The 16755-nt window shown below is 33.4% G+C and carries 8 protein-coding genes; all 8 read left to right on the top strand.

Annotated elements, in window-relative coordinates:
- Positions 1-357: 357 nt before the first annotated feature.
- The 8 genes from H526_RS0120400 to H526_RS0120365 all read left to right on the top strand — a co-directional run bounded on the left by H526_RS0120400 (position 358) and on the right by H526_RS0120365 (position 16558).
- Positions 358-1134 (top strand): DUF3108 domain-containing protein, encoded by a 777-nt coding sequence (locus H526_RS0120400; protein ID WP_027394718.1) that lies wholly within the window; start codon positions 358-360, stop codon positions 1132-1134.
- Entirely contained in the window at positions 1134-2099 is a 966-nt protein-coding gene (locus tag H526_RS0120395) for a tryptophan 2,3-dioxygenase family protein (protein ID WP_027394717.1), read from the top strand. The genes H526_RS0120400 and H526_RS0120395 overlap by 1 nt, the downstream gene beginning before the upstream one ends.
- Positions 2100-2105: 6 nt before the next feature.
- The gene (locus H526_RS0120390; protein WP_027394716.1) at positions 2106-3362 is read left to right on the top strand and encodes a peptidoglycan DD-metalloendopeptidase family protein; all 1257 of its coding nucleotides are present in this window, start codon (positions 2106-2108) and stop codon (positions 3360-3362) included.
- Between the two features lie 4 nt (positions 3363-3366).
- Positions 3367-5004, top strand: coding sequence for a glucose-6-phosphate isomerase (gene pgi, locus H526_RS0120385; RefSeq protein WP_027394715.1), 1638 nt, complete (start codon positions 3367-3369; stop codon positions 5002-5004).
- A 177-nt stretch (positions 5005-5181) separates the two neighbouring features.
- Positions 5182-8406, top strand: coding sequence for a TonB-dependent receptor (locus H526_RS0120380; protein ID WP_027394714.1), 3225 nt, complete (start codon positions 5182-5184; stop codon positions 8404-8406).
- 282 nt (positions 8407-8688) lie between these two features.
- Positions 8689-11166 (top strand): TonB-dependent receptor, encoded by a 2478-nt coding sequence (locus tag H526_RS29725; RefSeq protein ID WP_051336256.1) that lies wholly within the window; start codon positions 8689-8691, stop codon positions 11164-11166.
- Positions 11167-11189: 23 nt separating this feature from the next.
- Positions 11190-16010 (top strand): fibronectin type III domain-containing protein, encoded by a 4821-nt coding sequence (locus tag H526_RS0120370; protein ID WP_035086125.1) that lies wholly within the window; start codon positions 11190-11192, stop codon positions 16008-16010.
- Positions 16010-16558: a hypothetical protein gene (locus H526_RS0120365; protein WP_027394712.1), complete on the top strand. Its 549-nt coding sequence runs from the start codon at positions 16010-16012 to the stop codon at positions 16556-16558. The genes H526_RS0120370 and H526_RS0120365 overlap by 1 nt, the downstream gene beginning before the upstream one ends.
- Positions 16559-16755: the final 197 nt, after the last annotated feature.

Genomic DNA, 16755 nt, shown 5'->3' with positions numbered 1-16755 from the left:
TGTTAATAAATTGAGATTATTGAAAAATAATGCGTTTCTGCCTAAATTTTTGTTAAATATCATAATAAAAAAACGTTTTCGTTTGATAATTATGCAAAAAAAGCTGATGTTTGTATCATAAGCGGAGTGGTTACTGCTTATACCAAAAACAATAATTATTCTCATAATTTAAGTTTTTAGTTGGTTAATAAAAGTAAAAGAGAGCTGTGGTGGCTCTCTTTTTTTATCAACTTTTTTTAAGAATTAAGTAATACTACTAATTTTTATCTGTTTATATTATATAGTATTTTTGGAATGGATATTGTAAATATTCATCATAATAACACATACGTTAATAAAACAATGCCCAAAACAGTCATGAAAAGATATCTTCTTTTATTACTAATTATGATTTCAGCTTCTTCGGTTGCTCAAGAAAACCACAAGTCTTTTGAAAATGGCGAATGGTTCAAATTTAAAATCCGTTACGGAGTTTTTACAGCCAGTTACGCTACCTTAGAAGTTAAAGATGAAATTCTTAATGGAATGCCCGTCCATCATATTGTAGGAACGGGGAAATCTTCAGGGCTTTTAAGTGTGTTTTTTAAAGTAGAGGATTACTATGAAACATATGTAGATAAAAACGAAATAAAACCTTATCGGTTTATTCGTAAGATCAACGAAGGAGGCCATACCAAGGATATTGAAATTAATTTTGATCACGATAATAAAAAAGCGCAAGTATTTAATAAAAAATACAACAAGAAAGAGACATTCAATACCAAAGACAACATACAAGATATGATGTCTTCATTTTATTACCTAAGAAATAATATTGATGTATCTTCGCTAAAGAAAGGTGATGAACAATTTGTCAATATGTTTTTTGATAATGAAAATTACCTATTCAAATTACGCTTTTTAGGACGAGAAACTATAAAAATGAATGGGAACAAAATTCGTTGTTTAAAATTTCGTCCAATTGTACAAGCCGAAAGAGTATTTAAAGAAGAGGAAAGTTTAACTGTTTGGGTAAGTGATGATGATAATCGCATGCCAATTAGAATAAAAGCTGATATTCTCGTAGGATCTATTAACGCAGATCTAATAGCTTACAAAGGTCTTAAACACCCTCTCAAAATTGTTATAGATTAATGGACCAATCCATAAAACCCGAGATTGCTGAAAAAATATTACAGCTCGAAAAAAAGTTTAAAAATTCCGGTCAGGATCTTGGATCCTATTTAGATGGTTTACTTCATGATAAGTACCTTACTTACTGGGATTATATTCATCTGGACACATTGCTTAGTTTACAAATTCCGAGAACACATTTCCCTGATGAAGAAATTTTTATAATGTACCATCAGATTACCGAGCTCTATTTTAAGCTAATCATCCATGAACTAAAACAAATCATTGATGACAAACTGCAGAATGCAGAGTTTTTTACAAAAAAATTAGATAGAATTAATAGGTATTTTAGAGTTCTCATAAACTCTTTTGATGTTATGATCAAAGGAATGGATAGAGATCAGTTTTTAAAATACCGAATGTCTCTTTTACCTGCTAGTGGATTTCAGTCTGTACAATTCAGAATGATAGAAATATATGCTACTCCTTTAGTAAATCTTGTAAACGCTAAAGAAAGAGATCAATTTTCTGAACAAGATTCGCTCGAAGAAGTATATGAACATTTATACTGGAAATCTGGAGCTACAGATATTAAAACCGGCGAAAAAACATTGACACTTAAGCAATTTGAATATCGCTATACTCCTAGAATGATGCGTATTGCAAATCAAGTAAAACAAAGTACGATCTATCACAAATACTTGGAACTTCCGGAAAAAGAGCAAAATAATGTGCAGCTTATCAATGCAATGCGTACTTTTGACACCAATGTAAATATTAATTGGTTATTAATGCATATGGGTGCCGCCTACAGGTATCTTAATAAAGATAAAGGCGAAGTATTGGCTACAGGAGGAACTAACTGGAAAAAGTTTCTACCACCAAGTTTTCAAAGGATCATGTTTTTTCCTAATCTTTGGAGCGCAGAAGAACAGGAAAACTGGGGACAACAATGGGTAACCCATCAATTTAATACCACAAAATAAAGTCAGTTGAAGAATTTAGGTTACATACTACTTTTGTCGGTAGTATTGATTTCATGTCAGCAAGAGAAAAAAGAACCAGTAGTTACAGTTCCTGAAATAATTGAAAAAATAAAAGAGCCGCCAGTTGTTAAGGAATTTGGATACAACCTTAATAATTTTATGGTAGTTAGGGATACTGTCCGACCAGGAGATAGTTTTGGAGCTATTTTGGACAGTCACGGTATTTCTAGAGCCAAAGTTTTCGAAATTTCGAATAAAATTAAAGACACGTTTAATGTAGCCAGAATTACTGCTGGAAAAGCATACACACTTCTTAAATCAAAAGACACTACTGAAAAAGCACAAGTTTTTGTGTATCAAAACGGGCTTATAGATTATACTGTTGTCGATTTTAGAGATAGTATTGTCGCAAGAAAAAGTGCGAAACCAGTAAAGATTGTAGAAAGAATAGCTTCTGGAACTATAGAAAGCAATCTATCACAAACTTTTGATGAAATGGATCTTAGTTTTCTTGTTGCTTATAAAATGGCAGACATCTACGCATGGACCATAGATTTTACAAGACTACAGGCGGGAGATCAGTTTAAGGTAATTTATACAGAGAAATATATAAATGACACAATTCCGGCAGGAATTGGAGAAATCAAAGCATCTTACTTTGAGCATAGAAGTAAACCTATATACGCATTCCAATTCGAAGACGACACTATCAATAGAACCTCAGATTATTTTGATCAAGAAGCAAATAATCTTCGAAGAGCGTTTCTTCGAGCACCAGTTCAGTTTAGTAGAATTTCTTCGAGATACAATCTTAAAAGAAGAATAAAATACTACGGAAATAAAATAAGACCGCATCGAGGAACAGACTTTGCCGCACCGATTGGAACTCAAATTTTAGCTACAGCGGATGGAACCGTAACCAAGTCCGAACGTAGAGGAGGAAATGGTAAGTATGTAAAAATTCGACATAATTCGACATACGAAACACAATACTTACACATGAGTAGAAGAGCAGTAAAAGTTGGAGAATATGTTAGACAGGGAGATGTAATTGGTTATATAGGAATGACAGGAAATACAAGTGGGCCTCATGTTTGCTACCGTTTCTGGAAAAACGGAAAAGAAGTAGACCCATTTAAGCAAGATTTACCAGCGTCTAAACCTTTAAAAGATAGCTTACGGCCCGCTTTTTACAAACATATCGAACCTTTTAAAACTAGACTAGACAGTATCGTATTCAAACCAAAACAAGAAATATTATAACCACATGGCATTACCAACTATTAATCCCACCACCACAAAAGCTTGGGAAGCACTTGAAAACCATTACAAAAATATTAAAGACACTCATCTAAAAGATCTTTTTGCAGGATCTCCAGATCGTGCAGAAGAACTCTCTATTGAATGGAAAGATTTTTATATCGATTACTCTAAAAACAGGATAGATGAAACTACTAAAAAATTATTAATCGATCTTGCAAAAGAAGTTAAGCTGGATAAAGCAATACAAAGTTATTTTGCCGGAGATCTTATTAATGAAACAGAAGGAAGAGCTGTTTTACACACCGCCCTTAGAGCACCATCAGATAAAACCATAACTGTTAATAACAAAAATGTTGTTCCAGAAGTAGTCGCTGTAAAAAACAAAATTGAAGGATTCTGTGACAAAGTTATCAATGGAGAACTAAAAGGACATACCAATAAAGCTTTTACAGATATCGTAAATATTGGTATTGGCGGTTCGGATCTTGGTCCGGCTATGATAACAGAATCTTTAGAGTATTATAAAAATCATTTAAAAGTACATTTCATATCCAATGTTGATGGTGATCATGTACATCAAAAATTAAAAAATCTAGATCCAGAAACTACATTATTCGTTGTAGTTTCAAAAACTTTCTCTACACAAGAAACATTATCAAATGCTACTACTGCTAGAAGTTGGTTTATAAAACAAGCTTCTCAAGAAGCTGTAGGCAAACATTTTATTGCAGTATCTAGTAATATTCCTAACGTTACTAAATTTGGTATTTCTGAAGATAATATTTTCCCATTATGGGATTGGGTTGGAGGTCGTTTTTCTCTCTGGAGCGCAGTTGGACTATCTATAAGCTTATCCGTTGGATATAAAAATTTTGAAGCTTTATTAGAAGGTGCCCACGAAATGGATGAGCATTTTAAAACTACCGATTTCGAAGAAAACATACCTGTTATTTTAGGATTATTAAGCGTATGGTATAATAATTTCTTTAAAGCCGAAAGTGAAGCCATTATACCCTATTCTCAATATTTACATAGATTACCTGCATATCTACAACAAGGGATTATGGAAAGTAATGGAAAAAGTGTAGATCGCAACGGAAAAACAATTGACTATCAAACAGGAACCATCATTTGGGGTGAACCAGGAACAAATGCTCAGCATGCATTCTTTCAACTAATACACCAAGGTACAAAGCTTATTCCTGCAGAATTTATAGGTTTTAAAAAGTCCTTATTTGCTGATAAAGATCATCAGGATAAATTAATGGCTAATTTCTTTGCACAGACCGAAGCTTTAATGAATGGAAAAACTGAGTTAGAAGTTGTTCAAGAATTAAAGTCTAAAAATCTTCCTACAGAAACATTAGATCAGTTAAAACCTTTTAAAATATTTACAGGTAATAAGCCTACCACAACCATACTTATCAACAAACTAACTCCCAAAAGTTTAGGCAAACTCGTATCCATGTATGAACAAAGAATATTTGTTCAAGGAGTTATCTGGAACATCTTCAGTTATGACCAATGGGGCGTAGAACTTGGTAAGCAATTAGCTACAAATATTCTAAACGAAATCGATAATTCGCAGATTTCTGACCATGATTCATCTACAAAAACATTGTTAAAAAAGTATTTAGATTAATTATTCTTTTGGTTAATAACTTTTTGATATTTTCAACCAATTACAAATCAATTAAATACGAAATAGAGTTACCTTAAAACCGTTAAATTTTTATGTGAAAAATTTTAACGTTTAGATAAACTTAGATTGCACAAAGATTCGTTCTTTTGCGCCAAACAATTAACTCAATTCATTATAATGAAAAAGATTACATTTTTATTTGTTGTAATTCTTTTGGCGACATTTGCAGAAATGTCCGCCCAAGGTGTTACAAAATCTTCCATGAATGGAAAAGTTACAGATAATACAGGTGCCGCACTTCCGGGTGCTAATGTAATTGCAATTCATACACCATCTGGTACTAAGTATGGAGCAATTACAGATTTTGATGGTTATTATAGAATCGCCAATATGAGAACCGGTGGACCATATAGAGTAACAATCTCTTATGTTGGTTTTTTAGGTTTCGTACAGGATGGAGTATTTCTTCAATTAGGAAGCTCTAAATCTATTAGCACTCAAATGAAAGAAGAAGCAAATGCTCTTGAAGAAGTTGTAATTACAGCTAATCGTAATGGAGTATTTGATTCTGGTAAAACTGGAACTGAAACTACAGTAAGCGAAAGACAAATTAACTCTCTGCCTTCTGTATCTAGATCGGTAGCGGATTTCGTAAGAATTACTCCGCAAGCACAGATTACTGAAGGTGATGACGGATTCTCAGTTTCTTTAGCAGGTCAAAACAACCGATACAATGCATTATACATCGATGGTGGTGTAAGTAATGACGTATTTGGTTTAGCTGGTTCGGGAACAGATGGAGGACAAACTGGAGTAAATCCATTCTCTATTGATGCGATTGAAACTTTTCAGATTAACATTGCTCCTTTTGATGTAAGACAATCAGGTTTTGCTGGTGGTGCTATTAATGCAATTACTAGATCTGGAACAAACAGAATCGAAGGATCTGCATACACATACTTTAGAAACCAAGATCTTGCAGGAAAAACTCCTCCTAGCTTAGTTGGTGATGGAGAGTCTAGAGAAAAATTAGCAGACTTTTCTTCTAATATCTATGGTGTTAGAATCGGTGGTCCAATTATAAAAGACAAATTATTCTATTTTGTAAATTACGAAAGAGAAGAAACTGAAACTCCACAACCATTTAACTTTAGTAATTACCAAGGAGATTCTAGTTTATCCGAAGTTCAAGATCTTTCTAACTTCTTACAAACAACATACGGATTTAATCCAGGTGGTTTTGACAACAATACTAGAACACTAGAAAGTAACAAGTTTACAGTAAGATTAGATTGGAATATTAATGAAAACAATCAATTAAGTGTAAAACATAATTATGTTAGTGCAGATAATCTAGAAGCTAGAAACAGTGGTAACACAAGAATTGGTTTCATCAACGGATCTGAGCTTTTCGAAAGTGTAAAGAACGAAACAACATTAGAGCTTAACTCATCATTTGGTAGCTGGGCATCTAACAGTTTATTAGTAGGATACAAAACAGTAAGAGATGATAGAGACCCATCAGGTGACCCATTCCCTTCTGTAGATATTAGAGATGGTAATGGTACTATTACTTTTGGTGCAGAACCGTTCTCTACAGCGAACTTATTAGATCAGGATATCTTAAACATTGCTGATAATTTTGAAATCTATAGTGGTAAACACACCATAACAATTGGTACTCAACACGAGTTTTCTAAAATAAAGAACCTTTTCTTTGCATTTAACTACGGTGATTACACTTTTAATAGTGTTAGTGATTTCTATGCTGGAATTATTGACGAATATCAAAGAGGTTATTCTCTAGTTGGAGGTACTGCTGTTGGTGATGAGTCTGATGGAGCTTCAGAATTTAAATTATACCAGCCAAGTGTATATGTTCAGGATGAAGTTAGTATTTCTGAAAACTTTAAGTTCACTGCTGGTTTAAGAGTAGATGTTCCTATTTTTGAAGACGGTCCAGTAAATGATGACTTTAACAATAGAACTATTCCTATCTTAGAAGCAGCTGGAAAAGATTTACGTGGAGCTAGAGTTGGTAAAGCAATTAATCCTAAAGCACATTTATCTCCAAGAGTTGGATTTAACTGGGACGTAAAAAATGATAGAACTACTCAAATACGTGGTGGATTAGGAATGTTTACTTCTAGAATTCCATTAGTATGGCCTGGAGGATCTTACAACAATAATGGAATTACAGGTGGATTTACAGGTGGATTTAACTTAGATCCTTCTACGATTACTTTTAATCCTGATATCAACCAACAGCCTGTAGCAGTAGAGCCAGGTACTGGAGGTTTAGCTGGGAATGTGGATATCTTTAGTCCTGACCTAAGATTACCACAATTCATGAAATATAATATTGCGATAGATCAAAAATTACCATTCTGGGGATTAATTGCTAGCGCAGATTTCTTATATACAGATGTAATTACAAATATCTATTATGAAAACTTAAACATTGCTGAAGCAGAAGGTTTCTTGAATGGTGCTGATAACAGACCTTTTTACAGCGATAGTTTTGGTGATTTAATTGATAACACATATGGAAGAATTACATTAGGAACAAATACAGGTGAAGGTTTCTCTTATAACGCTTCTGTTACTTTAAGAAAACCATTCTCTAATGGTTTCCAAGGAAGTGTATCTTATTCTTATGGTGAAGCTGAATCAATTTTTGATGGAACTTCTTCTCAGAATAGTTCTCAATGGAGAAACATACAAACTGTAAACGGTAAGAATGCAGATATACCTCTAGCAAGATCTGATTTCTCTCAAGGTTCTCGTATAACAGCAAATGTAAGTTATGAAAAAGAATATCTTGGATTCATGAAATCTACTATTGCTCTTTTCTACGAAGCTAATCAAGGTTCTCCTTATTCTTTTATTTACAGAGAAGGTAGAGATCTTTTAAATGATGATTCTAGAGATAACGCATTAATCTATATCCCAGCTAATCAGAGTGAAATTGTATTAGTTGATGGAGAAAATGGATTAAGTTCTCAACAACAGTGGGATGCTTTAGATGCATTTATCGAAGGAAATGATTACTTAAGAAGTAGAAGAGGTCAATATGCAGAGCGTAATGGATCTAGAGGTCCTTGGAGTAACACTATTGATTTAAAATTCTTACAAGACTTTTATATCAATACTGGAAAATACAAAAACACACTTCAGGTGTCTTTAGATATCTTTAACTTCACTAACCTTCTTAATAAAGATTGGGGAAAACGTAAGTTTATAAGTGATGTTCGTTTATTAGAAACAGAACAAGCTGGTCCTGATCCAGAATTTAGTTTTAACCCTGCTTCTTTCGAAGACGGTTTAGAGCAATTAGATGATGCTGGATTACAATCATCAAGATGGCAAATGCAAATTGGTTTAAGATATATCTTTAACTAAAAATTATATACATAGAATTGAAAACCTCGCTCAAATTGAGCGAGGTTTTTTTATATAATAATTTGTCATATCTAATTTTAAAAATTAAAAAACTTGTTCTATAGGGGTAACATTATGGTCATTAAGTACACTTAATAATAAAACCATTTATTAATAGCATAAACAATATCAGGTTAGTAAGAATAATATTACATATTCTGTTAAAGTTCTGAAAGTTAAAATTTTCCCTTTGTTAAATGTTAAAAAAAACTTAAATTCGCCAACCCCAAATCAAGCCCCATATTGAATAAAAGATTACTTTATTTACTGGTTTTACTCACTTCTCCCCTTCTTGGCCAAGATCTTGGTCAAATTGGAAAAGCTCCTTTAGTCAAGATTAATGGGGGAATTTCTGCGAATTCTGTGTACTATAATGGCACTGCCAATAGAGAACCTTTTACTTATTTTCTTAATGGTAATTTAAATTTTAACATAAGTGGTATTTACAACATCCCTTTATCATTTTCATATACAAATCAGGATTTTGCTTATAGTACACCGTTTAAAATTAACAGACTTAGCATTCATCCTTCATATAAATGGGTAGCAACACATATTGGAGATGTTGCTATGACTTTTTCTCCATATACAGTTAGTGGACATCAATTTACAGGTTTTGGAACAGATCTTACCCCAAATGGTCCGTTTAAAATTAGTGCTCTATACGGTAGATTTTTAAAAGCAACCGAATACAATTCTGAAGTACCTGAGGCAATACCAGCATACAAAAGAATGGGATACGGATTAAAAACCTCATATGATTTCAATAGATTTAATATTGCTTTAATTTTTTTCAAAGCAAAAGATGAAGCTTCCTCTTTAGAAATTCCAATAACCGATGATCTTAATATAGATCCTAAAGAAAACTTAGTAATCAGCCTAGCCTCTTCAGTTGAGATTACCAAAGGGTTAAACTTTAATCTAGAAGTAGCGCAAAGTGCCGTTACCGAAAATCTAAACGATGACGAAACAGATGCAAACAGCAATCCACTAGGTTTCTTTATTAACGAAAAAGCCTCTACTGACTATTATACTGCTTTCAATGCGGATATTACCTATTCTTTTGGAAAAGGTAGTTTAGGTGTAGGATATGAGCGTATCGATCCTCAATACAGAACCTTTGGAGCATATTTCTTTAATAATGACTTAGAAAACGTCACTGCAAACGCGACACAAGAGTTATTTAACGGACGTGTATCGCTTGCTTTAAATGCTGGTTTACAAAGAGATGATCTTAAGAATGAAAAAGAATCTCAATCCAATAGGGTTGTAGCAGCACTAAATACCAATATCAAAGCATCTGACCGATTTAATATTGCCGCTTCTTATTCGAATTTCCAATCGTATACTAATATCAGAACAGCTTTTGATGTTATCAATGAAGTAGATCCGTTGCAAAATTTAGATACGTTAGATTTTAAACAAGTGTCCCAAAATGCATCGTTAAACTTGGGATACATTTTATCTCAGAGCAAGCAAAAGCAACAAAATGTGGGTCTTAGTTTAACATATCAAACGACCAAAGATGAACAAGGCACCGCAGATGAAACGAATAATCAAACAGACTTTTACAATGCGGGCGCTAACTATTCTATAGCATATCCAGAACGTGCTTTAACAATTAGTGGAGCTATAAATGCTGCTTACAACGTTATCGAAGAAAACGATGCACTAACCTATGGCCCAACATTATCTATTAATAAACAGTTTTTTGACAAGAAACTAAGAACAGGGGTTTCTGCTTCTTATAATCAAAGTTTAGCCAACGGAACTTCACAAGGAAATGTCACGAATTTTAGAGCCAATGCTGGTTATGTATATAAGGAAAAGCATAATCTGAATTTAAATGCACTAGCCTTGTTTAGAAATAATACTTCGACAGCCAGTGCTAATGATTTTACGGTTACCCTTGGATATAGTTATTCATTTGATGTTAAAAAACCTGATTTACGATTCAGAAAAAGAGATCCTAATTCTTCAAATGATAAAAAGAATACTAAAAAATCAAAAGACACGCTACAGCAACTAGAAGAAAAGCTTGACAAGCAAAATTACTATCGATTCCGTTATCGAGGTATTATTTATGAAGGTAACGCCAATAAGGTTGCTGATCAAATAGAAACCATTACAAACCAAGAATATTTTGATAAAAAAGAAGCTTTTGGAGTATCTAAATTACAAAATGAATTAGTACAGCTCAAGCAAAAAGCAGTATTGGATGAAGATTTCAAAAATTTAGCAATTGATTTTCTGGATAGTATTTATGTACGCAAAGATTACATCCCAGTATATCAGAACATATTGCGATCTACATTATCCAGTTTACGCAAAGAACTGGTAAATAAGGATCAGCAAATGAAGGATGTATATGCTAAAGCGAAATTTGAATTAGAAAATCATCCTCTACACGCACTCTCGGAAACAGAAAGAAATACAGAATCAGAAGAAGTACAATTCGAATACATGAAGATCTATACCAAATATGAGGTAGAAGGAGAAAAGTTTGAAGCATATCTATTCCTTAGAATAGAAGTAGATCAATTATTAAAAGGCAATAAGGTAATCGCTAACAGTGACCACACCAAAAACATAAAAGAACGTACTCAGGAAGCTACATTTAGGATGTATTCCGAGAAAAAAGATTTAGAAAAAATTAACATATATTTAGAGGAGCAAATTATCATCTATTTCGACGAGCTATATCGTAGTTCGGATAACTAGTTGATAATTACCCCAAAACGCTTATGAAGAAACTATTATTTATACTAATAGCACTATTACAGCTAAAGGTTGCCATGGCGCAGACTTTTCCTGTTCGTGTTACTCCACAAGCCATTCCTCCATATCCTACCAATCTGTCTGGATATGCCAATTCTGGAATTACCAATAGTCCTCTAAGAGTTCAACTAGTATTAAGTGATGTAACGGCATCCAGCAGAGAAGTTCGGTTAGCAGTGGCTATAGAAGGCAATGGAATCAACGCCATTAGTGCCCCAGTAGTCATCGGAGCACCCACTTTAATCCTAGATGGTGGTATTCCTTTAAACCTAACGATATCAGAATTAGCACCCTATTTCGAACAACAAAACTTACAAGGCATATCCTCAGTACAATATAACAGTCCACTACCGGATGGATCGTATAGGTTTTGTTTTGAAGTATTTGATGCTTTTACTGGAAATCGATTATCATCAAAAAATTGTGCCACTATTTTTCTGATCAATAACGATCCTCCGTTTTTAAATAAACCTGATAACCAAGCTAAAATAAGTGAGCAAAACCCTACGAATATTATTTTTCAATGGACACCAAGACATATCAATGTACCGAATGTTTCGTACGAATTTAGTCTTGTAGAAGTTTGGGATCCTTATATAGATCCGCAAGCTATTTTTGTAGCATCACCACCATTATACCAAGAAGTTACAACCAATACCTCCTTATTGTACGGCCCTGTTCAGCCATTGTTATTAGCGGGCAAAAGATATGCTTGGCGCGTGCGAGCATTTGCTACCAATAATGGCGAAGAAGTTTCGGTATTTAATAATAACGGAAATAGTGAAATCTTCTGGTTCGATTACCAAGCTAGTTGCGAATTACCAAGTAATATTCAGGTGCAAGATGTAAGTATGACCAATGCTACTATTAGTTGGATTGGACATCCGGATCATTTGGATTATACGATAAAATATAGAGAAGCCGGTAGCGACAGATGGTATAGTAAAACTACTCCAAGAGATTATGTAACCATCGATGAATTTAAAGCAGACACCGTTTATGAATATAGGGTTGTTGGGAACTGTACTCAGAATAGTTTTGGAGAATCTCCAGTAGACACCTTTAGAACACTTAGCGAAGAATTGGCAGATTATGCTTCTTGTGGTATACAACCAGATCCTGTGGATCTATCGAATCAGGAACTACTCACCGAACTTTTTGTAAACGATGTATTTACTGCTGGCGATTTTCCTGTATATGTAAAAGAAGTATCAGGATCCACTTCTTTTACCGGAGAAGGGTATATCAGTACACCTTGGTTGGCAACAGTACGTATTCCAGTAAAATTCGAAAATATCAAAATCAATACCGAGATGAAACTGGTAGATGGTTTTGTAGTTACTACTTATGACCCGAACTGGGGTAGTATTGTGGATGGTGACGTTATCATAGATACAATTCTCGGCGATGATGGTGATGTTCAGGTGATTAATGTAGATGTGAATATTACTGATATTAAGATTGATGAAAATGGAGATATTATCATCATTACTTCAGATGGCCCAATACCAGATACATTTGATGGTGGCAACGATATCATATTTGTAGACAATACCGGAGAAGAGTGGCATGTAGATGCAGATGGCGATGTATCGAATGGAGAGCAAGCAGAAGGAGGTCCTGCTAATTCTGGAAACACCGATGGAGTATCCAGTGGTGGTGTTAATGAAATTACAGCCGCTGGGATTACGGTTACCTTTAACAATACTAACGGATTTTATAGCTTCGATACGGTACCAGAAAATGCTGGCGGTTCCATTGCCAATGAATATGACAAAGTACCGATATCTGGCGGTGGAGAATATAACATCCCATATAAAGCAATCGCTGCATTACCAGATCATCCTACAGATTTTATAACAGCAGAAGTAGCTATTAGTACAAATGATCACAGTGCTTCGGATATTATTTTTAAGACCAAAGAAGGAACCAAAGTACAGGCCTCATGGAATCGCGATAGCACAACTGCAACCCTATCACTCAAAAAAGCTTTTGATTTTGCCAAACAGCAAATCATCGCTACGGTTAGGCCTAAGGATTCTACAGATAAGTATAAAGTAGCGGGAGCAGCAAATTTATGGCATCTAGCAAATCAGGATGTAGCTACGATCAATGTAAAATTAATCTCGGTTAATGGCGCTAGTTTATCTGGTATCGGTGAACGTATCAATAAAATTTACAACCCAGCAGGCGTTCAATTTAATGTTACCTCTGCCTCGCCATTAACAGTATCAGATACCACCTTGGATGTAGGTGATAGTAGTTTACTATCTCAATATACCGAAGGTGAAAAAGCATGGATTAGCCAGTTTAAAACATTACCAGGATATCAACGAGACACCTATTATTTATTTGTTACTGATATTCCACCTTCTGATTCGGGTACAGAAGGGTTTATGCCTCTAAAACGACAATTTGGTTTTGTCTTTACTGGTGATGATAAAGGCCGAACTGCAGCTCACGAATTGGGTCATGGAGTCTTTGGGTTAGAACATCCATTTAAAAAATACAATACTACCGGAACAACAGACTTATTGATGGATTATGGTACTGGAGTGCGCTTATCTCATATGGATTGGGAAAAAATGCATGCGCCAGGTATTCAAATCTACTGGTTCCAAGGTGATGAGGATGGGGAGTCAGTTCAAAATGCTATAACAAAATATTTAAGTATTGACAACAACAAGTGGAGAGATTTTTGTTTTTTATCTCCGATTGGTACAGCTATACGACTTGATGAGGCTTCCCATTTAAAATTTAATGAAGATGGCGCTGTAATCTCATTTATACAGAATGAAACCAAATACCAAGGAGTCTATTCAGAGCAGAATCAAAAGTTTTTAGGTTATCTATCAGAAGAACATATTGAATTAGTAAGAGGCGGTGTAGTTCTAACTGATAGTTTTTTAGAAGAGTTTAATAGAAAGAAATATTCCAATATCAAATATGCACCAGTTGGACAAATAATTTTCACTATTTCCAAAAAGAAATATCAAAATACTTATTTGGATTGTATTATTGAAGCTTCTTGGAATAATCCTGTTTTATCAAATACATATACAGGAAATGCAATCCCTCCATTCCTACCTGAAAGTGTACTAACAATTAGTAGAGAAGGAAACCAGTGTGGTGATGCCGAAACGGAAGGAGTTTTAGATGGTTTAGGGGTAAATGTATTCTATGCCTTTGAAAATTCCATTGATGACGCAAATAGACAAGAACTTATTGATTTTTCTAATCACATAACAAATAAACTAAAGGATAAAACTTATGCCTTTTATAGAGAAGAATTTAAAGATAAATGGACTTTGAATTCTTTTCAACAAATCCTTGGCTACCTAAAAGAGAACGGTATATATTCTATAAATAAATTTAATGATCATTTTCCTGTAGAAACTTATGCAAGAGATGCAGAAATTATATTTTCTTCAATTGATCTTAGAGATGGCATTCCTGAAGGATATAATCAAAACACAATAGATTGGGTAAAATATAAAATTAATTTAGAACAAATTCCCTATGAATACTCCCTAAATGACTTAGAATCAAGATATGAAATAATGAATGATGTATCTGTTTACAAATCTTATTTAACAGATATAGAATCAGAAGGGTATAGTGAAGCAATTTCTATGAAAGACGGTTATGATCAATATGTCGCTCGTTTTGGAACAGACTCCGCAGTATTTGCCTGGAGCGCTTTTGCGGCAAAAGCATCAAAAGATGTTCTGATGGCTTACATGACTTATAGATTGATTGCTCAACACGGAGTACAGATTTTAAATAAATTAGGTCAAGATGCTTACAAAAGATTTATAGCAGGTGCTTTAGAAGAAGGTTTAGGAAACTTAATTGCGCATGAAATTCTTAGTCCAGGAGAATCAATCCCATACTCTGATTTTGCTGAAGACATGCTACTAGGAGGCGTTAAAAATATATTCGATAATAAAATTACTGATGTAATTCTAGATTGCGCCATCGGACTTGATCAAAATCAGGTTTCTGGAATGATTATGGCTACAAGTAGGGAGGAATTTTACAATAATTTGAAGCTTGCTGGTCTTCAATGTGCAATACCAGTTGCACTTGGTCAAATACTACCAAAGATAAAACTTCATCAACAAACAAAGTATCTATCAAAAAATGCATTTCTGTTCTTTAAAAATAAAATAAAACTTGGTACTCCAGAGACTGTAGAATTAATGAAAAAATTAATAAGCTTTGAGGAATTATTTTCGAGAAAAAGTGATTTTTACAAAAGCTCCATTGAAAAATTATTGGCAAAAGAATCTGGTGTAAAAGCAATCGATGTCATTTTCAAATCGGAATATGACATAACACGATTAAGCGCTAAAAGCATTGAGAGATTAGCTAATGTAATTGAAAAATTTGATCTCAAAACCAATGATGAATTATCTGAATTATCCAGAATATTGAGAGAAACCATAGACATTCCAAGAATGTTAATTTTTATGAACAAAATGAGTTCTTCTATATCAGAATACAAAAAAATAATGAGTAAAATTCGATCTCACGAAATGTTTGATCAAGTAGTTGTAACTAATGGAAAATCTACAAGAGTAAGGGACTTTCTTAATGATACTGGCTTATATGATTATTTCTGGAAAAATGAAGGAAATAAATATTATTTCGCAAAATTAGAAGAAAAAGAAGGAATATTAATAATTTGGAATAAAACGGATGATATAATTATCGGGAGTATAACAAATATAACTAAGGATATATCATCTGATATTTTAAAAGATTTTTTAAAGATGGATAATTAATGAGAAAAGTACTTTTATATTTTTATTCAATAACTATGATCTTTTTGGCAATACATTTTAGCGGTGTTTTACGTCACCTACAATCATATTGTATATTTCATAATCAATCAAGCTTTTTATCATTTTTATTGAGTTTAGCAGCTATCCCTTCTTTGTTCTACTTTATTTTTAAATTAAGTAAAATAGAAAAATCTAGTTGGATTCTTATTATGCCAATATTAATGTTTTTTTTATACGCTATACTTTATGAAAAAAAACAAGAGAGATTTTTTCAAAAAAACGACATTATAATTGACCAAGCTATTATAACAAAAAAAACTCATTCAAAATTGAGTTGGTATGTGGAAGCTAAGTTCCAAATACGCCAAGACACATTTAGGCGTGAATTTAAGATAAATGGAAATTTATTAAAAACTAAAAACAAAGGAGATACCATTCTAATAAAATATATAAAAGATTGCCCTAAGATTATGACAGAGTTTGATTTTTCTCCGTCTAAAGAAGACCTAAAATTTTATAGAAATGGAAAGTTAATACAAAATCAATAATTTTTATATAAGAAGGAAAACTCTATGAGAATAGAAACTAATAAAAAACAAACCACCCCTTCGAACCATAAAAGTAATAGGAGAAAGCCCTTACAACATTCGTTCGAAGCGTTACAAAACTAGGATAAAAGAGTAAAATACAGCTTAGTGATGGTAACAAATGGCCCAAAAGCCGCACATAATAATAGAAGAAGTAT

Origin of the sequence: Aquimarina latercula DSM 2041, assembly GCF_000430645.1 — a bacterium.
Lineage (GTDB): Bacteria > Bacteroidota > Bacteroidia > Flavobacteriales > Flavobacteriaceae > Aquimarina > Aquimarina latercula.
The sequence above is the reverse complement of the archived record's forward strand: the minus strand, read 5'-3'. Positions and strand labels throughout refer to the sequence as shown.